Origin of the sequence: Actinosynnema pretiosum (genome assembly GCF_002354875.1) — a bacterium.
Lineage (GTDB): Bacteria > Actinomycetota > Actinomycetes > Mycobacteriales > Pseudonocardiaceae > Actinosynnema > Actinosynnema auranticum.
On record NZ_CP023445.1, the window covers coordinates 6,221,702 to 6,244,279 of the forward strand.

Sequence of the window (22,578 nt, forward strand, 5' to 3'; positions counted from 1 at the left end):
GCCACCCCCTATTTACGGAGGGTGATCAACAATGCGGTGGGGTCGTTCCTGATTTGCCCGACGGTATCCGGATACCGGAAAGGGCGGAACGCGCTCGGCCGTCGGTTGCAACTTGGTTGCACACCGTTCCCAGTGGTCACGCACCGTGTCCGCCGCTTTTTCTGGGCATGGCAACGTACCAGAGTCGTTTTTCAGCCTGTTCGGACGGGGCCCCGGACAGGGGCGCCGGAGCCCGCTAATGCCATTTACCCGCCGCCGCGTTACAGGTTCAGGTAACGAATTCCACACGACCGGACAACGGCTGACCCGCGCGTTCGGCCGAGCGGAGCAATCCGGGCCGGTTGTTTCCGGTAACCCGAACCCGAGGTTCCACACGAATGGATCAGCGCCTAATATGAACCGCGCTCCACCCCTACGCGTATAGGGTGATGCGTCTCCGCAAATCCCCATCAGGAGTCTTCATGCAGTTCGCACGAACCGCCGGCAAGTCCATCGGCGTTGCCGCGACCGTCGTTGCCGCCGGTTTGCTCATGGCGCTCCCCGCCTCCGCGCACAACCGCTCCCTGGACGTGAAGTGCGACACCACGACGGGTGAGGCCGTCTTCACCCTGAAGCTGACCCAGTACGCCCGCAACCTCGACAACGTCCTGAAGGTCACCGAGGGCGACACCGTCCTGGAGGACACCAAGTTCCGGGGCGACTTCATCAAGTCCTACAAGGTCCCCGGCAACGTGGAGCGGACCTTCAAGGTCGAACTGCTGGCTGGCGACGACAACAGCAAGAGCAGCCGGTACTCGTTCAAGGCTGAGAAGTCGCTCGACGAGCTGTGCAAGCAGCCCGAGAAGCCCACCACGCCGCCGGAGACCCCGAAGGAGGAGGTGCCCCCGACCAAGGACACCACTCCTCCGGCCGAGTCGAGCAGCAGCCAGCCGCCCGCCCCGACCGAGTCCTCCACCCCGGTGGTCCCCACCCCCGAGGAGGTGCCGTTCCCGAGCGTGACCGAGTCCGTCGCGCCGACCACGACCACCTCGGCCGAGGTCGTCCCGGTCACCGAGGACACCGAGGGCCTGGCCAACACCGGCGCCAGCGTCGCCGTGCCGCTGGGCATCGGCGCCGCGCTGCTCGCCGCGGGCGGTGGCGTGCTGTTCTTCATGCGCAAGCGCGGTGCGGCCAACAACGGCTGAGCACGGCTCGCTGATCCACCCCGGCGCCCGGGACGGCGCCGGAACGGCTGAAGGGCGGCCACCCCTCGGGGTGTCCGCCCTTCGTCGTCTCCCACCGCCCAGGGGGAGGCCCGGTGCGGGCCTCCCCTGCGGCCGTCGGCCCCCGGCGCGGGGAACCGGCAGGACTACGGCAGGACCTGGATCTTGCGGCCCTGGCCGTTCTTGAACATCTCCAGCGCCGACGCGTAGTCCGCGAGCGGCTCCCGGTGGCTGATGAACACCTCGGGGTCGAGCACACCGGTCGAGAACAGGTCGGCCGCGCGCTCGAACGAGTGCAGCACCGCCATCGAGCCGGTGATGGTGATCTCCTGGTTGTAGATGCGGTACGGGTCGATGGTCACCCGCGTCGCGTAGTCGGAGACGCCGAACTGCAGGAACGTGCCGCCCTTGGCGACCCGGCCGAGGCCGTCCTGGATGGCCTTGGCGTTGCCGGTGGCGTCGATGACGACGTCCCAGCCCTGCGGGCGGTCCAGCTCGTCGGCGGACGCCGCGGTGGCGGTGACGCCGAGCTTGTGGGCGGTGGCCAGGCGCTCCGGGTTGAGGTCGACGACCTCGATGCTGGAGGCGCCGGTGAGCTTGCCCAGCTGGAGCATCATCAGGCCCATGGTGCCGGAGCCGTAGATGAGGACCCGGCTGGCCATCTGGGAGCGCAGCACGTCGTAGCCGCGCACCGCGCAGGACAGCGGCTCGATGAGCGCGGCGTCCTCGGTGCGGACGGAGTCGGGCAGCTTCACGCAGTTCGAGACCGGGGCGACCGCGAACTCGGCGGCGCCGCCGGGGCGGGTGACGCCGATGGCGTTCCAGCGCTCGCACAGGTTGTTCTTGCCCAGGCGGCACATGCGGCACTCGAAGCAGTACAGCGACGGGTCGACCGCGACCCGGTCGCCGATCTGCAGCTCGGTGACGTCGGAGCCGATCTCGACGATGACGCCGGAGAACTCGTGGCCCGGCACGACCGGCAGGGTCGGCGCGAACTCGCCCTGCAGGATGTGCAGGTCGGTGCCGCACAGCCCGCACGCGGCGACGTCCACCACGACCTCGCGGGGGCCCGGTGTGGGGTCGGGGACCTCGGTGACCTCCACCGAGCCGACCCCGGTGATCACGGCTGCTTTCACTTGACCGCTCCCAAAGAAAGGCCCTGGACGAGCTTGTCCTGGGCGGCGAACCCGGCGACGAGCACCGGCAGCGACACCACGACGGCGGCGGCGCAGACCTTGGCCAGGAAGTAGCCCTGGCTGGTGACGAACCCGGTCAGGTACACCGGCGCGGTGCCGGCGACGACGCCGGTCAGCACTCGCGCGAACAGCAGCTCGTTCCAGCTGAAGATGAAGCAGATCAGCGAGGTGGCGGCGATGCCGGGCATGGCGACCGGGGCGACGACGCGGCGGATGGTGACCGCGAGCCCGGCGCCGTCCAGCGCGGCGGCTTCCATGATCTCCTTGGGCACCTCGGCGAGGAAGGAGCGCATCAGCCAGACCGCGATCGGCAGGTTCATCGAGGTGTAGAGGACGACCAGGAACGAGATGTTGTCGAGCATCCCGGTGTACTGCGCGACCAGGTAGATCGGCAGCAGGCCCGCGACGACCGGCAGCATCTTGGTGGTGAGGAAGAAGAACAGCACGTCCGACCACTTCTCGACCTTCTTGATCGAGAGGGCGTACGCGGCCGGGACGGCCAGCAGCAGCACCAGGAGCGTCGACCCCACCGAGGCGCTGAGCGAGTTCATCAGCGGCGGCCACGGGTTGGTGTCGAAGAAGGTGTTGTAGCCGTCCAGCGTCAGCGGGGCGAAGAACGACGGGGTGCTGGTCGCCGCGTCCGTCTCGCTGTGGAACGAGGTGAGCACCATCCAGGCGACGGGCGCCACGAAGATCAAACCGCAGACCCAGGCGAGCAGGCCCAACATCATCTTCTTCACGAGCGAGCCTCCTCACGCAGCAGCGACGAGACGACGCGCAGCGCGAACGTCGCGATGATGATCGACCCGACCACAACGACCACACCGGCGGCGGACGCCCGGCCGTAGTCGTGCGCCTGGAAGAAGGTCTGGTACACCGAGTACGGCAGGTTCGCCGTGCCCAGGCCGCCCGAGGTGATCGTGAACACCGCGTCGAAGTTCTGCACGATGTAGATCGACCCGAGCAGGCCGCCCAGCTCCAGGTACTGCCGCAGGTGCGGCAGGGTCAGGTAGCGGAAAACCTGGAACGAGCTGGCGCCGTCGATGTGCGCGGCCTCGACCGCGTCCTGCGGGCGGGACTGCAGGCCCGCGAGCAGGATCAGCATCATGAACGGGGTCCACTGCCAGATCAGCGCGGCCTCGACCGCGATCAGCGGCATGTCGCTGATCCACTCGACGTGCGGGCCGTCCTCGCCGAACACCATCTTCAGCAGGCCGTTGAACAGGCCGTAGTCCGGGTTGTAGAGCGCGTGCTTCCACAGCAGGGCGGCGGCGACGGGGACGACCAGGAACGGCGCGATGAGCATGGTGCGCACGGCGCCGCGGCCGAAGAACTTGCGGTCCAGCAGGAGCGCGAGCCCCAGTCCGAGGATGAGGCTGACGAGCACGACGGTGACCGTCAGGACGATCGTCGTCCACACCGAGGAGCGCAGGCCCGAGTCGGTGAACACGGCGACGTAGTTGTCCAGGCCCGCGAAACCCCGGTTCTCGGGGTCGAGTGAGTTCCACTCCATCAGCGAGATGCCCAGCGTGGCGACGAACGGCAGCTGGGTCACCACGATGGTGAAGATGAGGGCGGGGAGGAGCGGCGCGCGTCGTGCCCAGCGCGCCGCCCCCTTCACGACACCCTCCCGGTGGGGACGGGGTTCGTCATGGTCACTTGCCCCGGTTCTTCTCGGCCACGGTCTCGGCCAGCGCCTGGCTCTCGGTCAGGGCCTGCTCGACGGTGGTGGAGCCGGCGATCGCGGCGCTGATCTTCTGGGAGACCTGGGTGCCCAGGTCGGTGAACTCCGGGATGCCGACGAACTGGATGCCGGGGGCCGGGCGGGGCTGCACGCCGGGGTCGTTCGGCTTGGTGCCGGAGATGGCCGCCTCGACCTGCTTGGCGAAGGTGCCGCTGGCCTCCAGGTACTCGGGGCGCTCGTAGGTGGAGGAGCGCTTGCCGTCCGGGACGCGCGACCAGCCGAGGGACTTGCCCGCGAGCTCCTCGTAGCCCTTGCCGGAGGCCCAGGAGATGAACTTCCAGGCGTTGTCGGCCTTCTTGCTGGCCTTCTGGATGCCGAACGCCCAGGTGTAGAGCCAGCCGGAGCTGTCGGTCTTGACCACGGGGGCCTGGGCGAAGCCGAGCTTGCCCTTGACCGGCGAGTCGGCGCCTTCGAGGAGGCCTGCGGCGGAGGTCGCGTCGTACCACATGGCGACCTTGCCCTGGGTCATGTTGTTCAGGCACTCGGCGAAGCCGGCCTGCGGGGCGCCGTTCTCACCGTGGTCGCGGACCAGGTTGACGTAGAAGTCGGTGGCCTCCTTGAACTCCGGGGAGTTCACCTGGGCCTGCCAGTCCTTCGTGAACCAGGTGCCGCCGAAGGTGTTGACGACCGTGGTGAGCGGCGCCATCAGCTGGCCCCAGCCGGGCTGGCCGCGCAGGCAGATGCCCTTCATGCCGGGCTCGGCGCCGTCGACCTGGGCGGCGATGTCGGCGACCTGCTGCCAGGTGGGCTTCTCCGGCATGGTGATGCCCTTGGCGTCCATGATGTCCTTGCGGTACATCAGGAACGAGGACTCGCCGTAGAACGGCTGGGCGTAGACCTTGCCGTCGGCGGCGGTCAGGGACTGGCGCACCGACTCCAGGACGTCGTCCTGGGCGAAGCCGGAGTCCTTGGCGACGTACTCGTCGAGCGGGGTCAGCCAGTTGTTCTTGGCGTAGATCGGCGTCTCGTAGTTGGAGATCGTGGCGACGTCGTACTGCCCGGCCTGGCTGGAGAAGTCCTGGCTGATCTTGTCGCGGACGTCGTTCTCGGGCAGGACGGTGAAGTTCACCGTGATGCCCGTGTCCTTGGTGAAGTTGTCCGCGGTCAGCTTCTGGAGGTCTTCCATCTGCGGGTTGTTGACCATGAGAACGTTGATCGAGTTCTCGTTCCCGCCACCGCCGCCGCCCGCGCCTGCGCAGGCAGCGGTGGCCATGAGCACGGCTGCGGCGAGTCCGCCGTATCGGAGTGACTTCATCGTCTCTTGCCTTCCTGAGGGCGTGCTGAACCGGGGCCCCCTTCGGGCGGGGCCGGGTTCGGTGGCGGTTTTGTGTTTCGGCTAGGCCCTGACGACCTTGGGGCCCAGCAGGGCGTACCGGTGCGCCTCACCCGAGGGGAGCACCGAGTCGGTCACGATCGCCTCCAGGTCGGCCACTGCGCCGAACCTGTGGAAGCTCGCCACGCCGAACTTCGTGTGGACACCGACGAAGATCCGGCGGCGGGCGGCTGCCAGCGCTTGCGACTTCACCGCCCCGACCGCGGGGTCGGGGGTGGTGAGCCCGTGCTCGCGGGAGATGCCGTTGGCCCCGATGTAGGCGAGGTCGATGACCATCTCCGAGAGCATCCTGGTCGCCCAGTGGTCCACCGTGGCCATGGTGCGGCCACGCACCCGGCCGCCCAGGAGCAGCACGGTGATGGTGGGCGACTCCGAGAGCGCCGCCGCCGTGGGCAGCGACGCCGTGATGACCGTGAGGGGCCTGCCGGTCGGCAGGGCCTCCGCGACGAGCTGGGGGGTGTAGCCCTCGTCGACGAACACGGTCTCCGCGTCCCCCAGCCGCTCGGCGGCGAGCTGGGCGATGCGGCGCTTCTCCGGGACCATCGAGGCGGAGCGGAACTTCAGGCCCGTCTCGTAGCCCGCGCTCTCGACCGGGAAGGCGCCGCCGTGGGTCCGGCGGACCAGCCCGTGCTCGTCGAGCAGGCGCAGGTCCCGGCGCACGGTCTCCTGCGCGACCTCCAGCTCGGCCGCGATCTCCGCGACGTCGACCCGGCCGTCGGCGCGGGCGCGAGCCAGGATGCGCCTCTTGCGCTCGTCAGCGCGCACTGGACACCTCCCACGTTGGATTGCCCACTCGGACCATGCAACTGCCCGTTCGGGCCGCCCTAAAGGTTTAACACCCTCTGTAGGGGGTGGCCACCGTCACAGGGAAGTGAAGTTCGCCCGAGTTGGGTCCGGTTGTCGTACCCGAACGCACAGAAAATCGATTAACCCTGCCCGTTCGGTGGGGTAATGGTGCCCGACCGTGGCCCGTTCGGGAACACCCACCCGTTCGGGTGGTGGACATGGGCGTTGGTCGCACCCCGAGCGGGCCGGAGGTCCCGGTTCCGGCGCAGGACAGCTGCCCGCTCGGTCACGGATTGGTCTCGACGGGTGGACCGAGGGTGAGAACGGGGGTGCGCGGCGGGTGGGGTCGGGCGGTTTGGTCGGGCATCGGGCAGGTGGGATTGGGCTTCGCGGGCGGGGAGGCGGGCAGGGCGGGGTGGAGATCGGGCAGGGCGGGGCGCGGATGTGCCCGAATCGGTTCAGAAGGAATTCCGGGTTTGCGGGGGCGCGGCGGATGGGTAGGAGGGGTGGTTGGGCCGGGTTCTGGTCACGCAGGGTGGCGTTCGACGGGTGGGCGGGGCGCCAGTGGTCCAGACGCGCCAGTGGTCACGCGGTGGTGCGGCAGGCGCGGGAGGGGGTCGGGAGGCGTCTGCGCTCGGCGGCCAGCTCGATGGCGTCCAGCACGACCCGCCAGGCCGGGGCGACCCGGTCGACCAGGCCGGTCCGCAGGGCGGCGCGGGCGTCGAGCGCCCGGCCGTGCAGCACCCGGCCGCCGGTCAGGCCGACGACCACCGCCTCCTCCGCCAGCACCCGCGACCCGCAGGCCGAGGCCAGCTCCCACCCGCTGCCACCCGCGTGGCCGTCGACGGCGGCGATCAGCGGGATGCCGGACGCGGTGAGCGAGGCGCACACCCGGACCAGCAGCGCGCGCTGCGCGGCGACCTGGCGGCGGGGGGCCAGCGCCACCTCGCGCGGCCCGGAGGCGGGCAGGAAGCAGCCGTGCAGCACGCCCGCCCCGCGCGAGGCCACCACCGGCAGCACTTCCAGGAGCGGGCCCAGCTCGCACTCCAGCGGCCGGTCGGCGCGGACGACCGCGACCCCGTCGAGCACGTGGAGGGTGAGCACCATGAGACGCCGATCCTGGCCGAGGACGACCCGAGTTGTCATGTTCGTCCCCCCGATCGTGTGAGGTCGGGGTAGAAAAGCCGGGTGAAGAAGTGCGTGCTCACCGCGTTGGCACTGCTGCTGACCGTCGGCTGCGCCTCGCGGGTCGACGGCAGCGCCGTCTCCGCGACGCCCGCGTCGACCGCGGGGACCAGCGCGAGCGGTCAGCCGCCCGCGTCCTCGACCGGGCGGATGCCGCTGGAGATGGTCAAGTGGGTGGACCGGTTCTGCGGGGTCGCCAAGTACCTGATCGCCTCGGGCAGCGTCGGGACCACCGAGGCCCCCGCCGGGACGCCCGCCGAGATGAAGGCGAGCATCAGCGGGTCCCTGGGCAGGCTGGCAGGCGTGCTGGAGGTCGCCGTCCACGACTACGAGCAGCTGCTGCCCGCGCCGAACGCCGGGACGCAGCAGGCCGTCGAGGTCGTGCTCAAGCCGCTCAAGGAGGCCAAGGACAAGATCGTCGGGGCGAAGAAGCGGCTGGACGAGGCGCCCGAGCTGACCAGCGAGCTGATGACCGACGTGCTCGGCACGATGTCCGGGGCGATGTCGACCATGGTCCAGGCCATCGAGAAGGTCAACCTGACCTCGCTGCCCGCCGACTACCGGGAAGCCGCCGCGCAGGCCGAGAACTGCAAGTAGCGCGGGAGCCCCCACCAGGGACTTCCGCAAAACTGCGGTCCACTCACCCTCGTGGGAGGAAAGTGGGGGCGCGGCCCCCATGTGGGGGACCACGGCCGTGTGCGACGTTGACCGCGTGCCACCCTCAGCCACCCGCCGCGCCCCCACCACCGCCTGGTGGGCCGCTGGCGTGCGGACCGTCCACCGGGAGCAGCAGGTCTCGCACGGCAGACCCGCGTGGGCCGCGTTCACCGAGCGGGCCTGCGCGCACGTGCCGCCCGGCCGCTTCCCCGGTGGCACGTGGGAGGAGGGGTTCGCGTTCGCGCTGCGCCCCCTGGTGCGCGCCGCGACCGCGCAGGACCGGCGGTTCCGCGACGACTTCGCCCGCGACCTGGGCCTGCGCCTGGCCCGCACCGCCGCCCGCACCCTCGTGGTGGAGCTGCACCGGTGGCGGCTCGACGGGCGGCTGCGCGGGCTGACCTCGCGGGACCGGTTCGCCTCGTTCGTGGAGGACCTCAGGCCCGCCAGGCTGTTCGCCGAGTACCCGGTGCTCGCCAGGCTGCTCGGCCAGACCTGCCTGCAGGCCGTGCGCGCCCACCGCGAGGTGCTCGACCACCTGGCCGACGACCGGGTCGCGCTCGTCGCGGCCCTGATGGGTGGCCGCGACCCCGGACCGCTCGTCGGCGTCTCCACCAGCGGCGACCGGCACGGCGGCGGGCGCGCGGTGGCGGTGCTGACGTTCGCCGACGGGCGCAAGGTCGTGCACCGGCCCCGGCCCGTGGAGCAGCACGCGCTGTTCGCCGACCTGCTCGCCTGGTACGGCGGGCGCACCGGCCTCGACCTGCGCGTCCCGCCCGTGCTGGTGCGGCCCGGCTACGGCTGGGTCGCCTTCACCGAGGGCGCGCCGTGCGCCGACGTGACCGACCTCGACCGGTTCTACCACCGGCTCGGCGGGCTGCTCGCGCTGCTGCACGCCGTCGACGCCACCGACGCGCACTACGAGAACCTGATCGCGTGCGGGGACCAGCCGGTGCTCGTGGACGTGGAGACGCTGTTCCAGCCGACCACCGGCGTGCCCGCCGACCCGGCCGCGCGGGCGCTGGCCCGGTCGGTGCAGCGCACGGCGGTGCTGCCGAGCGTGCTGCTGGGCGAGCACGGGGTGCAGGACGTCGGCGGGGTCGGCGGGGACGCGGGCGACCACCCCGGCGACGGGGTGCGGTGGGTGGACGCGGGGACCGACCGGATGCGGCTGGCGCGCGGGCCGGTGCCGGTGGCGGTGGCGGGGAACCGGCCGGTGCTGGGCGGGCGGCCCGCCGAGCCCGCCGAGCACACCGGGGCGCTGCTGGCCGGGTTCCGGCTGGGGTACGACGCGCTGTGCTCGTGGCGGGAGGAGCTGCTGGAGCGGGTGCGGGGGTTCGCGGGGGCGCCGGTGCGGTACGTGCCCCGGTCGACGCGGGTGTACGCGGAGCTGCTGGACGAGTCGACCCACCCGGACGCGCTGCGCCGGGCGCCGGAGCGGGACCTGGCGCTGGAGCTGCTGCGGGAGGAGTCCGGGGACGACCGGGCCCTGCGCGCGCTGGTGCCGCACGAGGTGGCGGACCTGTGGGCGGGCGACGTGCCGCTGTTCACCACGCGGCCGGAGTCGGTGGACGTGTGGACGTCGGTGGGCGAGCGGCTGCCGGGGGTGCTGGACGAGCCGGTGCTGGCGGCGGTGGAGCGGAAGATCGCCGGGCTGGACGAGGTGGACCGGCACGACCAGGAGTGGGTGATCGCGGCGGCGCTGGCCTGCCGACCGGCCGAGGTCGCGCACCGGACGGGCGGGGCGCTGCGGTCCTCGGTGGGGAGCGCGGTGCCGGACCCGCGGCGGCTGCTGGTGGCGGCGTGCGGGGTGGCGGACGAGGTGCTGGCGCGGAGCCTGGTGGAGGGCGGCGGGGGCGGTTTCGGCGGGGGCCGGGTCAACTGGATCGGGTTGGAGCTGGTCGAGGACCGGCACTGGGCGGTCGCGCCGATGGGAGCGGGGCTGTCGAACGGGTACACCGGGGTGGCGCTGTTCCTGGCGCAGGTCGGGGCGCTGACCGGGGCGTCCCGGTACACCGGGCCCGCGCGGGAGGCGCTCGCGCCGGTGCCGGGGCTGCTCGCCCGGTTCGAGGCGGACCCGGAGCTGGCGCTGGCGGTCGGGGTCGGCGGGTTCCACGGGATGGGTGGGATCTGCTACGCCCTGGCGCGCGTCGGGCGGCTGCTCGGGGACGACCCGGAGATCGCGGGGTGGCTCGCCTCGGCGGTCCGGGTGCTGGGGATCGCGGCCGGGATCGAGCCGTGGGAGGTCGAGCGCGGGAACCGGGGCGGCCGGGCGCGGGGTGGTCGGGCGCGGGGCGGTCGGGTCCGGGGCGGTCCGGGGCGGGGGTCCTGGGGGTCTGCGGCTGTGGGCGGTGTGGGCGTCGGCGGCGGGATCGGCGGCGGGATCGTCGACGGCGGGGTCGCCGGGGTGGTCGAGGGGTGGGCCGGTGGGGTGGCGGCGCTGGTCGCGGTCGCCGGGACGGCCGGTGGCGCGGTGGGCGCGGAGGCGTTGCGGGTGGCGCGGGTGCTGGCCGAGCGGTTGCTGGTGGCCGACGTGCGCGGGGACGGGTTCGCGCGGGGGCGGGCCGGGGTCGGGTGGGCGCTGCTGCGGTACGCGCGCGCGGCCGGGGACGAGCGGTGCGCCGTCGCCGGGCGGGCGCTGCTGCGGGCGGACCGGGCGCTGCGGCAGCGGCTGGTGGACGTGCGCGAGGCCGACCACAGCTGGTGCTCGGGGCTGTCCGGGGCGCTGCTCGCGCACACCGGGCAGGTCGGGCAGGCGGTGGACGCGCACACGCTGCACGTCGACCGGTGCCTGAACGCGCTGGCGGTGCACGAGCCGCTGCGCGACCTGAGCCTGTGCCACGGCGAGCTGGGCGTGGTGGAGGCGGTGGCGGTGCTGGCCGAGCGCGGCCACGACCGCGCGGAGGCCACCCGCACCCGGCGGGCCGGGGTGCTGCTCGGCGCGCTGGAGCAGGGCGGGGCGCGGTGCGGGACGCCGGGCGGGGTGCCGTCGGCCGGGTTGCTGACCGGGCTGGCGGGGATCGGGTACGGGTTGCTGCGCCTGGGCTTCCCGACGAGCGTGCCGTCCGCGCTGCTGCTGGAGGACCGATGACGGACGGGTGTCCCGGCGGGGTGCCGGGGTGGACCAGGACTGAGGAGAACCGATGAACGAGGCCAGGGCTGGGGTCAGTGCTGCGGGCGGCGCCGGGAGCGCGGCCGGGGCTCGGGGCGGGTCGGCGGACGGGGACCCGGCGGGGCGGATGCTGGTGCGGCGGCGCGCGGGGGCGGGCGCGCGGACGCGGGCGCTGGCGGGGTTGTCGCTGGCCGTGGGCGGCGCGGCGGTGGTCGCGGCAGGGTTGATGGACACGACGGTGAGCGCGCCGGGGATGCAGTAGGCCGCGCGGCGGTCGGCGGTTCCCCGCAGGCCGTTCCCGCTTCCCGCCGTCGCCGCGCGGTGGTGCGGGAACGCACGGCGAGCGCTCCGAGGGGAAGCGCTCGCCCCTGGACCGCCCCGCCTCCACCGCCCCGACCGGTGGAGGCGGGGCCCCAACGCCCGGCGCCCCCGACAGGGCCTGCCCAGCGAAGCAGGCCCGGCGGCGCCACCACGGCGCGCGCCCCGCGGGTGACACCGGCGGGGAGGGCGCGCGGGACCGGTGTGGAGGCCACCGGTCCACCGCCCGCTCGGGCGGCGGGGTGGGGCCGCGTCGGGTGGAGGCGCCGGGACGTCCACGCGGAACGGGCACGGGACGCGGCCCGTTCCGCGGGACGGGGTTGGCGCGCGGGGACGGGGCTGGTGTCCCGTCCCCGCGCGGACCTGGGTGGCGCGGACCCGAGGCGGCGCGGACCTGGGTGGCGCGGACCTGAGGCGGCGCGGACCTGAGGTGAGGGCTTGGAGTGGCGGGAGCCTGGGATGGCGGGGATCTGGGGTGGCGGGGATCTGGGATGGCGCGGACTTGAGGCGGGGCGGGCCTGCGGCGGCGCGGACTTGAAGCGGGGTGGACCTGCGGCGGGGTGGAGGACGCCGGATTCACCGGGCTGCTCTGGGGGATGTGGCATGGGAAGGCGGTAGGTGAACGGACCGTTCACCAGCGGCACGGGGACAACCGCGACAAGCCGCCTGGGAGCACCGGCCCAAGCCCGGAGCGGACCACCGGTTGAACGGTCCGTTCAACCGGCTCGGCGACGGGAGCTGCGGGCGGCGGGGGCAGGCGCGGTGTGGGAAGCGGGAAGCGGAAGCGGAAGCGGAAGCGGGCAAAGGCTGCGGATCGTAGGCGGTAGCTGCTTGGCAGTGGCTGCTTGGGGGTGGCTGCTGGCGGTAGCTGCTTGGGGGTGGCTGCTGGCGGTAGCTGCTTGGCGGTGGCTGCTTGGCGGTAGCTGCCAGCGGCGGGCATGGGTGGGCGGCGAGTTCAGCTAGCGGACCTGGGCCCTGCGACCCGGCCCTGCCCGCTGCGGATCTCCAACAACAAGCGTTCGGCAGTGAACGTTCACCCACCCCGGCCTCCCACCCCCGACCCCCTCCCCCACCCAGCTCACCCCGTTCGCATCCCCCCGCCCCCCAACCGGCCCAAGCACCCCCTCCCTCCCCCCGCACTCCCCGCTCACCCCACGCCGTCCCCCCGCCCGGCTGGCTATGGTCACCTCATGCAGACCCGCGCGCCGGTGGTGATCGGGCGCGGCGAGGAGCTCACCGCGTTGGAGCGGGCGTTGGCCGGGGCCCTGGGTGGGGACGGGGGGTCGCTGTTCCTCGTCGGCGAGGCGGGCATCGGGAAGAGCCGGTTGGCCAGGGTCGCCGCGGGGCGGGCGTTCGACCTGGGGATGCGGGTGCTGCGCGGGCGCGGCAGCACGATCGGGCCGCTCGTGCCGTTCCGGGCGTTGACCGAGGCGCTGATGTCGTTGCTGCGCGGCGGGGACGGGCCCGACCCCGCGCTGCTCGGGCCCTACCAGGGGGCGCTCGGCAGGCTGGTGCCCGAGTGGGCCGGGGAGCCCGACGAGGGGCGGTCGCTGGTCGTGCTGGCCGAGGCGGTGCTGCGGTTGCTCGCGGTGGCCGGGCGGGAGCGGCCCTGCCTGCTGGTGCTGGAGGACCTGCACGACGCGGACGCGGAGACGCTCGCCGTCGTCGACTACCTCGTCGACAACCTCGCCGGGGCGCCGGTGCTGCTGCTCGTCACCGCGCGGCCCGAGCCCAGCCCCGCCCTGGACGTGCTGCGGCCCGCCGCGCAGCGCGGGTCCGGCGAGCTGCTCGAACCCCGCAGGCTCACCGAGCCGCAGGTGCGCGAGATGGCCGCCTCCTGCCTGGAGACCCCGCCCGACCGGGTGCCCGACGAGGTCGCCAAGCGGCTGTGGAACGACAGCGCGGGCATCCCGTTCGTGGTCGAGGAGATGCTGCACGGCATGGTCAGCGGTGGCCTGCTCGTGCCCGGCGCCGACGGGTGGCGGGTGGTCGGGGAGCTGCGGATCGGGGTGCCCACCGCGCTGGTGCGGGCCATCGCGCACCGCACCGACCGGCTCGGGCCGCGCGGGCGCGAGCTGCTGTCCGCCGCCGCCGTCCTCGGCCACCGGTTCTCGCTGACCGTCCTGCGCCGCATCACCGGCCTGGACGACCGGGCGCTGCTCGGGCACCTGCACGCGGGTGTCGCCGCGCAGCTGGTCACCCCGGACGAGCCGGTGCCCGACTGGTACGCCTTCCGGCACCCGCTCACCGCCGAGGCCCTGCTCGCCCGCCTCGCCCCCGGTGAGCGGGCCGAGCTGTCCCGGCGGGCCGCCGACGCCGTCGAGGCGCTGCACCCCGGCCTGCCCGGCGAGTGGTGCCCGCTGGTGGCCTCGCTGCGCCTGGACGCGGGCGAGCAGGCCGAGGCGGGCGCCCTGCTGGCCGAGGCGGGACGGCGGGCGCTCGCGGACGGGGCGGTCGGGTCGGCGGTCCGGCTGCTCGACCACGCGCACCGGCTGCTGTCCGGCCCGCTGGACGCCGAGGTGCGCGCGGACGTGCTGGAGTCGCTGCTGCCCGCGCTCGGCGAGGCCGGGCAGTTCGAGCGGGCGTTCGCGCTGGTCGGCCCGCTGGCCGAGCTGGGGCCCCGGCTGGACCGGGTGCGGTGGGCGCGGCTGTGCACGCGGCTGGCGCGGGTGGCGTACCTGGCCGGGCGGTGGGAGCTGGGGGCCGCGCAGGTCGACGAGGCCCGCGCGCTGCTCGGCGCGGACGGCCCGGTGGCCGAGGTGGCGCTGGTGGACTCGGTGGCGGCGTCGCTGGCGCTCCAGTCGCCGGGACCGGACCGGGTGGAGCGGGCGCGGGAGCTGGCGCTGCGGGCCGCCGAGCGCAGCCCGGACCCGGTGGTGCGCTGCGAGGCCAGGCAGCTGCTGGGCATCCTGGCGCGCGAGCGGGACGTGGGCGAGGCGACCGAGCACTTCGTGACGGCGCAGCGCATCGCCGAGGAGCACCGGCTGCCGGTGCAGCGCAGCTACGCGGTGGTGCGGCGGGCCGGGCTGGCGTGGCTGGCGGACGCCTCGGTCTCCGGGCTGCTCAGGGCGCGGGCGGAGGCGCTCGGCGTCGGGGCGATCTTCGTGGCGTGCAACGTGGACGCGATCCTGGCGCTGGACGCGGTGCTGCGCGGCCGGTACGCGGAGGCGGACGAGCTGGTGGAGCGGTGCGCGGAGGACACCGCGCGGTTCCAGCTGCTGGGGATCGCGGGCTACGTGCTGATGACCCGCGCCACGGCCGCCGCGCACCGGGGGCGGCGGGCGGAGATGGCGGCGGCGCTGGAGCGGTTCGACGCCGTGGGCGGGGCGGGGGCGCAGGAGCGACCGCTGTGCTTCGGGCTGGCCAGGGCGTTCTGCGCGCTGCTGGAGGAGGACCGGGGGCTGGCGGCGCGGGAGCTGGCGGTCGCCGAGGAGCTGGAGCTGGCGAGCCCGTCCACGTTCCACCTGTCCGGCACGCACGGGCTGCGGTTGCTGCTGGGGGCGCTGGACGGGGGCGTGGACCTGGCCGCGTGCGCCCAGGTGGTCGGGGGCGCGGTCGGCGGGATGCGGTGGAACCGGGTGTTCGGCGGGTACGCGCTGGCGGTGCTGCTGGGGCGGGCCGGGCGCGGGGACGAGGCGCTGGCGGCGTTCGCGTCGGCGCGGGCGGCCGGTGAGGTGTTCCCGCTGGCGGACGGGCTGGGGCTGCGGCTGGCGGCGGAGGCCGCGGTGCGGGACGGCTGGGGTGAGCCGGTCGGGTGGTTGCGGGAGGCCGAGGAGCGGTTCCACGGGGCCGGGTCGTCGGCGGTGGCCAGCGCGTGCCGGGGGCTGCTGCGGGCGGCCGGGGCACCGGTGCAGCAGCGGCGCAGCGGCAGCGACCTGGTGCCGAGGGAGCTGCGGGCGCTGGGGGTGACGGTGCGGGAGTTCGAGGTGTTCCGGCTGGTCGGGGTGCGGTTGGGGAACAAGGCGATCGCGCACCGGCTGCACATCTCGCCCCGGACCGTGGAGAAGCACGTGGCCAGCCTGCTCAGCAAGACCGGGCGGGGCGACCGGGAGGGGCTGAGCAGCTTCGCGGCGGGGCTGGTCGGGTGACGGGGCGCGGACGGCGCGTGACCGGCGCGTCCCGGCGGGGAAAACCGGGGCGCTGGGCGGCTCGGGGGTGGGTTACCTTCTTGGCTCATGTCACGAGTGCTGTCGGTCAACACGGGGGTTCGCGTCCCGTTCGAGGGCGTGCGGATCGGCGAGTCCGCGATCGGCAAGCGGCCCGTCGAGGGGGCCGTGGCGCTGGAGGCGCCCGGAGCCGGGATGAGCGGGGTGGCCGGGGACGAGATCTCCGACAAGGTCAACCACGGCGGGCCGGACCAGGCGGTGTACGCCTACGCCCGCGAGGAGCTGGCGGTGTGGGAGGCGGAGCTGGGGCGCGAGCTGCCCGCCGGGCTGTTCGGGGAGAACCTGACCACCGAGGGCGTGGCGGTGTCGGACGCGCTGGTGGGCGAGCGGTGGCGGATGGGGACGGCGCTGCTGGAGGTCACCGCGCCGCGCATCCCGTGCCGGACGTTCGCGCTGGTGCTGGACGAGCCGCAGTGGGTCAAGCGGTTCACCGCCCGCGCGCTGCCGGGGGCCTACCTCCGGGTGCTGGAGCCGGGTTCGGTGCGCGCCGGGGACGGGATCGAGGTGGTCGAGCGGCCGGGGCACGCGATCACGGTGGCCGTGGTGTTCCGGGCGCTCCAGCTGGAGCCGGAGCTGCTGCCGTCGCTGGTCGGGGTGGCCGGGCTGTCCGAGGAGGTCCGCGAGAAGGTCGCCAAGCGCGTGGCGCGGGCGCGCTGAGACGAGCGCGGGCGCGGGGCGGTGGTCCGGTGACCGCCGCCCCGCGCCCGCCGCGGCTCAGGCGAGGGCGGTCAGCGCGTCGAACTCCGCGTCGGTGAGGCGGATGTCCGAAGCGGCGGTGTTCTCCTCCAGGTGCGCCACCGAGGACGTGCCGGGGATCGGCAGCACCACCGGGGAGCGGCGCAGCAGCCAGGCGAGCGCGAGCTGCGCGGGGGTCGCGCCGCGGTCCTTGGCGGCCTGGTCGAGCACGCCGCCGGGGCGGGCCAGCTCGCCGGTCGCGACCGGGAACCACGGGATGAACGCGATGCCGTGCTCGGTGCAGTGGTCCAGCACGGCCTCGTGGTGCCGGGTGGCCAGGTTGTAGAGGTTCTGCACGCTCACGATCTCGGCCACCTGCTGGGCCTTCTGCAGCGTCGGGACGTCCACTTCGGACAGACCGATGTGCCGGATCTTGCCCTCCTGCTGGAGCGCCCGCAGCTCGCCGACCTGGTCCTCCAGCGGCACCTCGGAGTCGACCCGGTGCAGCTGGTACAGGTCGATCCGCTCGACGCCGAGCCTGCGCAGGCTGCCCTCCAGGGCGTGCCGCAGGTAGGCGGGCTTGCCCAGCACCGGCCACACGTCCGGCCCGGTGCGCAGCAGGCCGCCCTTGGTGGCGACGACGAGGTCCTCGCGGTACGGGTGCAGGGCCTCGCGGATCAGCTCCTCGCTGACGTGCGGGCCGTACGAGTCCGCCGTGTCGATGAAGTTCACGCCCAGCTCGACCGCCCTGCGCAGCACCGCGATCGCGCCGTCGTGGTCGGCCGGTGGGCCCCAGATGCCCTTGCCGGTGATGCGCATCGCGCCGTAGCCGAGCCGCTTGACGGGCAGGTCTCCACCGAGCAGGAAAGTGTCGGACACGCTGTTCCTCGTTCCTCCGTCGCCGTGCGCCTTCTCCCCCGGCTCAACCCGGCGGGCGGCCGGTCTGTTCCCGCGAGCCCCGCGACCCCTCGGACGGGGGTCCCGCAGTGCCGTCCGCGCGGACCCCCCGGAACCGGCCCCGGTGTTCCTAGGGTGGACGGGCCCTGCACAGTACCGATGAGGAGATCAACGGCGATGAAGCGCTTGATCACGGCGGTGGTGCTGCTCCTGCTGGTGGCCGTCCCCCTGCCCGCGTCCGCCGCCACGGCGACCGGTGCGACGGCCGTCGGCGTGCACAACTCCTACGAGAAGGGCACGGCCCCCTACCTGGTGGACGTGCTCGACAAGCGACCCGGCCTGGTCGAGATCGACGTCTGGACGAACTTCCTGTTCACCAACGACTTCAAGGTCAGCCACGACCCCGGCAGCAACAACAACTGCGCGAACGCCTCGACCTACGAGCAGCTGCGGACCGGGGCGCGCGACCAGAACCTCGCGATGTGCCTGCGGAACGTGCGGCTGTGGCACGACCGCAACCCGAACCACCCGCCGGTGGTGCTGAAGCTGGAGTTCAAGAACGGCTTCGACGGCCGCGGCGGGTTCGGCGCGCCCCAGTTCGACCAGGTCGTGGCGAACAACCTGGGCCGGGACGTGGTGTTCGGGCCGTCCGACCTGAAGGGCTCGCACGCGACGCTGGACGCGGCGGCGCGGGCGGGCGCGTGGCCGTCGCGGTCGGCGCTGGCCGGGAAGTTCGTGCTGCTGGCCGAGACCGGCACGTTCGAGGCGGGCAACCCGTTCGACAGCTACCACACCGACCTGGAGGTGGCCGACCACCTGATCTCGGCGAACGCGGCCGGGACGCTCGGCTCCACCACGGTGTTCCCGGCGATCAACGGCGCCTCGCAGACCGACCCGCGCACGGGCGCGCGCGGCGGCGCGAGGGCCCCGTGGTTCGTGGCGTTCGACGGGAGCGCGAGCGCGTACGCGAGCTACCCCGGCGACTCGTACCTGGGCGGGCACTACCTGGTGGTCATGACGGACGCGCACTCGGTCGCCCCGGCGATCGACAGCCGCACGCCGTCGGTCGCGGACGCGCAGGCCAGGGTGCGGCTGCTGGCGGGCAAGGGCGCGACGATCGTGTCGAGCGACTGGGTCGACCCGGCGGTGGTCGGGTACTCGGCCTAGCCAGGGCCGCTCGCGGCGCGGGGGCGTCCCTCGCGCCGCGAGCGCGGCGTCAGGCCAAGTGCTCCGCGAGGAACGTGCTGATCCGCGCCACGGCCGGGGTGACGTGCTCGTCGCGGTCGTAGAGCGACATGTGCGTGGCCCCGTCGACGGTGACCAGCTCGGCCTGCCCGGCGGCGCGCTCGACGGCCTCGCGGCTGTGGTGGCCGGTCACCGCCTCGGAGCCGATCACCATCAGCAGCGGGCGGGGCGCGAGCAGGTCGATCCGGGCGAACGGGTCGAACTGGGCGAGCAGGTCGACGCCCCGCACCACCTGGAGGTTGTCCGCGCGGGGGTGCCGGCCAGACGAAAGAACAAACCGGCGGAGCCGCAGCTCAAAGCCGGAGCAAACCGGTCAGTGGTCTCGCACTGCCGCGCAGCGCGGGTAGTACTCGTGCGTCTCGCCCTCGTGGCTGTCACGGGGCGCGTCGGCCCACTCGTCCGGCGCCCACGGCCCGCGCAGCACCGGCTCGCCCCGCCCCTCGGTGGTGCGCAGCTCCCCCGCCGGCCGCAGCGCCTCGCGCAGCACCGCAGGCTCCTGGGTCCGCCCGACGCCGCGCCGGACCACGTCGCCCATGTCGGCGGCGCTGACCGTGGCCACGGCCCGCACGCGCAGGTCGGTCTGCGCCGCGTACGGGACGTACCCGCCGGACGCGCACAGCCCGAGCGCGCCGATCCGGTCCGGGTCGACCTCGGCGCGGGTGCTCAGGAACGTCACCGCCGACTTGACGTCCTCGGCCCGCTGGAACGGGTCCTCCAGGCCGCGCGGCTCGCCGGTGCTCTCGCCCTGCCTGGCCGCGTCGAACACCAGCGCGGCGAAGCCCTCGCGGGCCAGGCGCTCGGCGTAGGTGCTCGCGCTCTGCTCCTTGACCCCGCCGCCGGGGTGCGAGACGACCACGCCGGGCAGGCGCCCGTCCGGCCTCCCGTCGGGGGTGAACAGGGCGCCCGCGATGGTGAAGTCGTTGCTGGGGAAGGTGACCGTCGTCCGCACTGCCGCTCCTCGCTCGTCGTCACCCCCAGGGTCACCGGGTCGCGCCCGCCGGACCAGGGCCGGTTCCGGCCCCCCTTCACGTCCCGCGCGCGCCCGCGGGCAAGGGGATGCTCGGGCGCGTGGGAGGCGAGGAGCTGGGGGATCTCCTGCGGGCGCGCCGGGCGGGGCTGCGCCCGGCCGAGGTCGGGCTGCCCGAGGGCCGGGGTCGGCGGGTGGCCGGGCTGCCGCGGGAGGAGGTCGCGCTGCTGGCGTCGATCAGCACCGACTACTACACCCGCGTGGAGCAGGGCCGCCGCCGCGCGTCGACCCCGGTGCTGGAGGTGCTGGCGCGGGTGCTGCGGATGGACGACGCCGCCCGCGCCTACCTGTTCGCGCTGGCGGGCCCCGTGCCCGCGCGGGGCGCACCCGTGGCTGCGCAGGCTGCTGGACGACCTGGCGGGCACGCCCGCCGTGGTGCTGGGCAGGCGCTCGGACGTGTTGGCGTGGAACGGGCCCGCCGCCGCGCTGTTCACCGACTTCGGCCGGTTCCCGGTGCGGGAGCGCAACTTCATGCGGCTGGTGTTCCTCGACCCGGAGCTGCGGGCGCAGTACGCGGACTGGCCGCACTGGGCGCGGCAGGGCGTGGCGCAGCTGCGGATGGAGGCGGTGCGGCACCCGGCGGACCCGGCGCTGGCCGGGCTGGTGGCCGAGCTGTCGGCGCGGGACGCGGACTTCCGGCGGTGGTGGGGCGCCCAGCACGTGGCGGTGCGCGGGTCGGGGACGAAGGTGCTGCGGCACCGGCTCGTGGGCGAGCTGGCGCTGGACTGGTCCGCGCTGACCTGCGCGGACGACCCGGACCAGCAGCTGATCACCTGGACCGCCGAACCGGGCTCGCCCGCGCACGAGCGGCTGCGGGCGGTCGTGGGGCGCCCGTCGTCGTGACGGCGGGCGCCCCACCGGCTCAGCCCTCCTTGGCCACCAGCGTGAGCACGTCGTACCTCGCCACCGACTCGCCCTTCTGGTTCACCACGTCCGCGTCCCACCGGACCTCGCCGTACTCCTGGTCCTCGCGCGGGGTGATCTGCTTGGCCGTCAGGGTCACGGTCAGCTCGTCGCCGAAGAACACCGGGGTCAGGAACCGCAGGTTCTCCAGCCCGTAGTTGGCCAGCACCGGACCGGGCTCCGGGGAGACGAACAGCCCGGCGGCGAGCGAGACCACCAGGTAGCCGTGGGCCACCCGCGCGCCGAAGAACGGGTTCGCCCCGGCCGCCTCGTCGTCGGTGTGCGCGTAGAACGTGTCACCGGTGAACTCGGCGAAGTGCTCCACGTCGGCCTGGGTCACCGAGCGCGGCCCGGCGGTGATCGAGTCGCCGACCCTCAAGCGCGCCAACGACTTCCGGAACGGGTGCTCGTCGCCCGCCGTGCGCTTGGCCCCGGTGGTCCAGCGGCCGGTGACGGCGGTCAGGACATCGGGGCTGCCCTGCACGGCGGTGCGCTGCAGGTGGTGCAGCACGCCGCGCACCCCGCCCAGCTCCTCGCCGCCGCCCGCCCGGCCGGGGCCGCCGTGCACGAGGGTCGGCAGCGGCGAGCCGTGGCCGGTGGACTCGCCCGCGTCGTCCCGGTCGAGCACGAGGAGCCTGCCGTGCCAGGGGGCGACGCCGAGCACGACCTCGCGCACGAAGTCGGGGTCGTGCGACACGACCGACCCCACGAGACTGCCCGCGCCGCGCGCCGCCAGCTCCACCGCGTGCGCGGCGTCCCGGTACGGCAGCAGCGTGGACACCGGCCCGAACGCCTCCACCTCGTGCGGCTGCGCCCGGTCGGGGTCGGCGGTCAGCAGCACCGGGGACAGGAACGCGCCGCGCTCCGGGTCGGCGTCGACCACGTCCACCCGGTCCGGGGAGCCGTGCACGATCCGCCCGGCCGACACCAGCGACTTCAGCGCCCTGCGGACCTCCTCGCGCTGCTCCAGGTTGGCGAGCGCGCCCATCCGCACACCGCTGCTGGCCGGGTTGCCGACCACCACGCGGCCGAGCCTGGCGGACGCGGCCTCGGCGACGGCGTCGAGCAGCGGCTCGGGGACCAGCGCGCGCCGGATCGCGGTGCACTTCTGGCCCGCCTTGACGGTCATCTCGGACACGAGCTGCTTGACGAACAGGTCGAACTCGGGGGTGCCGGGCTCGGCGTCGGGGCCGAGGACGGAGCAGTTGAGCGAGTCCGCCTCGGCGGTGAACCGGACCGAGGAGCGCACCACGGCGGGGTGGGTGCGCAGCCTCGCGGCGGTGGCGGCGGACCCGGTGAAGCCGACCAGGTCCTGCTCGGTGAGGTGGTCCAGCAGGTCCCCGGCGCTGCCGCACACCAGTTGCAGCGAGCCCTCGGGGAGCAGCCCGGAGCCGAGCACCAGCTCGACCAGCCGCTCGGTGAGGTAGGCGGTGGGTGAGGCGGGCTTGATCAGCGTGGGCACGCCCGCGACGAACGCGGGGGCGAACTTCTCCAGCGGCCCCCACACGGGGAAGTTGAACGCGTTGATCTGCACGGCCACGCCCCGCAGCGGGGTGGCGATGTGCACGCCCGCGAACGTGCCGCCCTTGCCCAGCGGCTCCACCGCGCCGTCGACCAGCACCCGGTCGTTCGGCAGCTCGCGGCGGGCCTTGCCGGAGTAGGTGAACAGCACGCCGATGCCGCCGTCCACGTCGACCACCGAGTCGGTGCGGGTCGCGCCGGTGCGGGCGGACAGCTCGTAGAGCTCGTCGCGGTGCTCGCGCAGGTGCGAGGCCAGCGCCTTGAGCAGCGCCCCGCGCTGGTGGAAGGTCAGCTCCCGCAGCGCGGGTCCGCCGACCTCGCGCCCGTGGCGCAGCGCGGCCCCCATGTCCACGCCGTCGGAGCTGATGCGGGCGATCTCCTCGCCGGTGACCGCGTCGTGCAGTGGCGCCCCCTCGGTGGTGGGGGTGTGCCATCGACCGGAGACGTAGCTGCGCAGGACGGGCATGGGTGCGACCTCCTCGTCGGACCGGCCGGGGTGCCGACCGGCATGTCCAAGAACACTAGGGCTTTGGGAACTCCAACGCCGCTGTTAAAGACGCCTTAAGGAACCGCTCGGTAACTTCTGCCCGAACGCCGCCAAAGTGGAAGAGGAG

Annotated in this window: 18 protein-coding genes and 1 pseudogene; 9 read left to right on the top strand and 10 right to left on the bottom strand. The window is 74.0% G+C overall.

What is annotated here, in order from left to right:
- Window positions 1–461: 461 nt before the first annotated feature.
- Window positions 462–1,184, top strand: coding sequence for an LPXTG cell wall anchor domain-containing protein (locus CNX65_RS26410; protein ID WP_096496169.1), 723 nt, complete (start codon window positions 462–464; stop codon window positions 1,182–1,184).
- Window positions 1,185–1,348: 164 nt separating this feature from the next.
- Here the strand turns inward: CNX65_RS26410 and CNX65_RS26415 are convergent, their stop codons facing one another.
- The 6 genes from CNX65_RS26415 to CNX65_RS26440 all read right to left on the bottom strand — a co-directional run bounded on the left by CNX65_RS26415 (window position 1,349) and on the right by CNX65_RS26440 (window position 7,368).
- Entirely contained in the window at window positions 1,349–2,338 is a 990-nt protein-coding gene (locus CNX65_RS26415; protein WP_096496170.1) for a zinc-dependent alcohol dehydrogenase family protein, read from the bottom strand.
- Window positions 2,335–3,129 carry a carbohydrate ABC transporter permease gene (locus CNX65_RS26420; protein WP_084799269.1) on the bottom strand — a complete coding sequence of 265 codons (795 nt, stop codon included), beginning with the start codon at window positions 3,127–3,129 and terminating at the stop codon, window positions 2,335–2,337. Before CNX65_RS26420 ends, CNX65_RS26415 begins: the two co-directional genes overlap by 4 nt.
- A 5-nt stretch (window positions 3,130–3,134) precedes the next feature.
- Complete coding sequence (locus tag CNX65_RS26425; RefSeq protein WP_096496171.1) at window positions 3,135–4,019, bottom strand: carbohydrate ABC transporter permease; 885 nt, start codon at window positions 4,017–4,019, stop codon at window positions 3,135–3,137.
- 34 nt (window positions 4,020–4,053) lie between these two features.
- Entirely contained in the window at window positions 4,054–5,397 is a 1,344-nt protein-coding gene (locus CNX65_RS26430; RefSeq protein WP_096496172.1) for an ABC transporter substrate-binding protein, read from the bottom strand.
- Window positions 5,398–5,478: 81 nt separating this feature from the next.
- Window positions 5,479–6,240, bottom strand: coding sequence for a DeoR/GlpR family DNA-binding transcription regulator (locus CNX65_RS26435; RefSeq protein ID WP_015804016.1), 762 nt, complete (start codon window positions 6,238–6,240; stop codon window positions 5,479–5,481).
- A 606-nt stretch (window positions 6,241–6,846) separates the two neighbouring features.
- The gene (locus CNX65_RS26440; RefSeq protein ID WP_096496173.1) at window positions 6,847–7,368 is read right to left on the bottom strand and encodes a Clp protease/crotonase-like domain-containing protein; all 522 of its coding nucleotides are present in this window, start codon (window positions 7,366–7,368) and stop codon (window positions 6,847–6,849) included.
- Window positions 7,369–7,449: 81 nt separating this feature from the next.
- Here CNX65_RS26440 and CNX65_RS26445 point away from each other — a divergent pair, with 81 nt between their 5' ends.
- The 5 genes from CNX65_RS26445 to CNX65_RS26465 all read left to right on the top strand — a co-directional run bounded on the left by CNX65_RS26445 (window position 7,450) and on the right by CNX65_RS26465 (window position 16,353).
- A complete protein-coding gene (locus CNX65_RS26445) occupies window positions 7,450–8,043 on the top strand; it encodes a hypothetical protein (protein ID WP_096496174.1) in 594 nt (197 codons plus the stop codon).
- Between the two features lie 115 nt (window positions 8,044–8,158).
- The gene (locus tag CNX65_RS26450; RefSeq protein ID WP_269770711.1) at window positions 8,159–11,191 is read left to right on the top strand and encodes a type 2 lanthipeptide synthetase LanM family protein; all 3,033 of its coding nucleotides are present in this window, start codon (window positions 8,159–8,161) and stop codon (window positions 11,189–11,191) included.
- A gap of 52 nt (window positions 11,192–11,243) precedes the next feature.
- Window positions 11,244–11,474, top strand: a complete 231-nt coding sequence (locus CNX65_RS26455) for a hypothetical protein (RefSeq protein WP_096496176.1) — start codon at window positions 11,244–11,246, stop codon at window positions 11,472–11,474.
- 1,246 nt (window positions 11,475–12,720) lie between these two features.
- Complete coding sequence (locus CNX65_RS38040) at window positions 12,721–15,618, top strand: ATP-binding protein (RefSeq protein WP_096496177.1); 2,898 nt, start codon at window positions 12,721–12,723, stop codon at window positions 15,616–15,618.
- An 87-nt stretch (window positions 15,619–15,705) separates the two neighbouring features.
- Window positions 15,706–16,353 carry an MOSC domain-containing protein gene (locus CNX65_RS26465; protein ID WP_096496178.1) on the top strand — a complete coding sequence of 216 codons (648 nt, stop codon included), beginning with the start codon at window positions 15,706–15,708 and terminating at the stop codon, window positions 16,351–16,353.
- 57 nt (window positions 16,354–16,410) lie between these two features.
- On the opposite strand, the gene CNX65_RS26470 is transcribed toward CNX65_RS26465, so the two are convergent.
- On the bottom strand, window positions 16,411–17,250 hold the full coding sequence (locus CNX65_RS26470; RefSeq protein ID WP_096496179.1) for an aldo/keto reductase: 840 nt from the start codon (window positions 17,248–17,250) through the stop codon (window positions 16,411–16,413).
- A 195-nt stretch (window positions 17,251–17,445) separates the two neighbouring features.
- On the opposite strand from CNX65_RS26470, the gene CNX65_RS26475 reads away from it, so the two are divergent.
- The gene (locus CNX65_RS26475; protein ID WP_096496180.1) at window positions 17,446–18,435 is read left to right on the top strand and encodes a phosphatidylinositol-specific phospholipase C domain-containing protein; all 990 of its coding nucleotides are present in this window, start codon (window positions 17,446–17,448) and stop codon (window positions 18,433–18,435) included.
- Between the two features lie 49 nt (window positions 18,436–18,484).
- Here the strand turns inward: CNX65_RS26475 and CNX65_RS37465 are convergent, their stop codons facing one another.
- Both CNX65_RS37465 and CNX65_RS26480 read right to left on the bottom strand, forming a co-directional pair.
- Window positions 18,485–18,742, bottom strand: a complete 258-nt coding sequence (locus CNX65_RS37465) for an alpha/beta hydrolase family protein (protein WP_232520021.1) — start codon at window positions 18,740–18,742, stop codon at window positions 18,485–18,487.
- An 84-nt stretch (window positions 18,743–18,826) separates the two neighbouring features.
- Entirely contained in the window at window positions 18,827–19,462 is a 636-nt protein-coding gene (locus CNX65_RS26480) for an alpha/beta hydrolase (RefSeq protein WP_232520022.1), read from the bottom strand.
- A gap of 107 nt (window positions 19,463–19,569) precedes the next feature.
- On the opposite strand from CNX65_RS26480, the pseudogene CNX65_RS37470 reads away from it, so the two are divergent.
- Together CNX65_RS37470 and CNX65_RS37475 are read left to right on the top strand one after the other, a co-directional pair.
- Window positions 19,570–19,770, top strand: a pseudogene (locus CNX65_RS37470) (helix-turn-helix domain-containing protein); the annotation flags it as partial.
- Window positions 19,771–19,915: 145 nt separating this feature from the next.
- Complete coding sequence (locus CNX65_RS37475; protein WP_232520023.1) at window positions 19,916–20,383, top strand: MmyB family transcriptional regulator; 468 nt, start codon at window positions 19,916–19,918, stop codon at window positions 20,381–20,383.
- A 19-nt stretch (window positions 20,384–20,402) separates the two neighbouring features.
- On the opposite strand, the gene paaZ is transcribed toward CNX65_RS37475, so the two are convergent.
- Window positions 20,403–22,430 carry a phenylacetic acid degradation bifunctional protein PaaZ gene (gene paaZ / locus CNX65_RS26490; RefSeq protein WP_096496181.1) on the bottom strand — a complete coding sequence of 676 codons (2,028 nt, stop codon included), beginning with the start codon at window positions 22,428–22,430 and terminating at the stop codon, window positions 20,403–20,405.
- Window positions 22,431–22,578: the final 148 nt, after the last annotated feature.

Coding starts and splice junctions, on each gene's coding strand:
- CNX65_RS26455 (WP_096496176.1), top strand. CDS start 11,244: ATGAACGAGGCCAGGGCTGGGGTCAGTGCTGCGGGCGGCGCCGGGAGC.
- CNX65_RS26440 (WP_096496173.1), bottom strand. CDS start 7,368: ATGGTGCTCACCCTCCACGTGCTCGACGGGGTCGCGGTCGTCCGCGCC.
- CNX65_RS26430 (WP_096496172.1), bottom strand. CDS start 5,397: ATGAAGTCACTCCGATACGGCGGACTCGCCGCAGCCGTGCTCATGGCC.
- CNX65_RS38040 (WP_096496177.1), top strand. CDS start 12,721: ATGCAGACCCGCGCGCCGGTGGTGATCGGGCGCGGCGAGGAGCTCACC.
- CNX65_RS26465 (WP_096496178.1), top strand. CDS start 15,706: ATGTCACGAGTGCTGTCGGTCAACACGGGGGTTCGCGTCCCGTTCGAG.
- CNX65_RS26420 (WP_084799269.1), bottom strand. CDS start 3,129: ATGATGTTGGGCCTGCTCGCCTGGGTCTGCGGTTTGATCTTCGTGGCG.
- paaZ (WP_096496181.1), bottom strand. CDS start 22,430: ATGCCCGTCCTGCGCAGCTACGTCTCCGGTCGATGGCACACCCCCACC.
- CNX65_RS26410 (WP_096496169.1), top strand. CDS start 462: ATGCAGTTCGCACGAACCGCCGGCAAGTCCATCGGCGTTGCCGCGACC.
- CNX65_RS26475 (WP_096496180.1), top strand. CDS start 17,446: ATGAAGCGCTTGATCACGGCGGTGGTGCTGCTCCTGCTGGTGGCCGTC.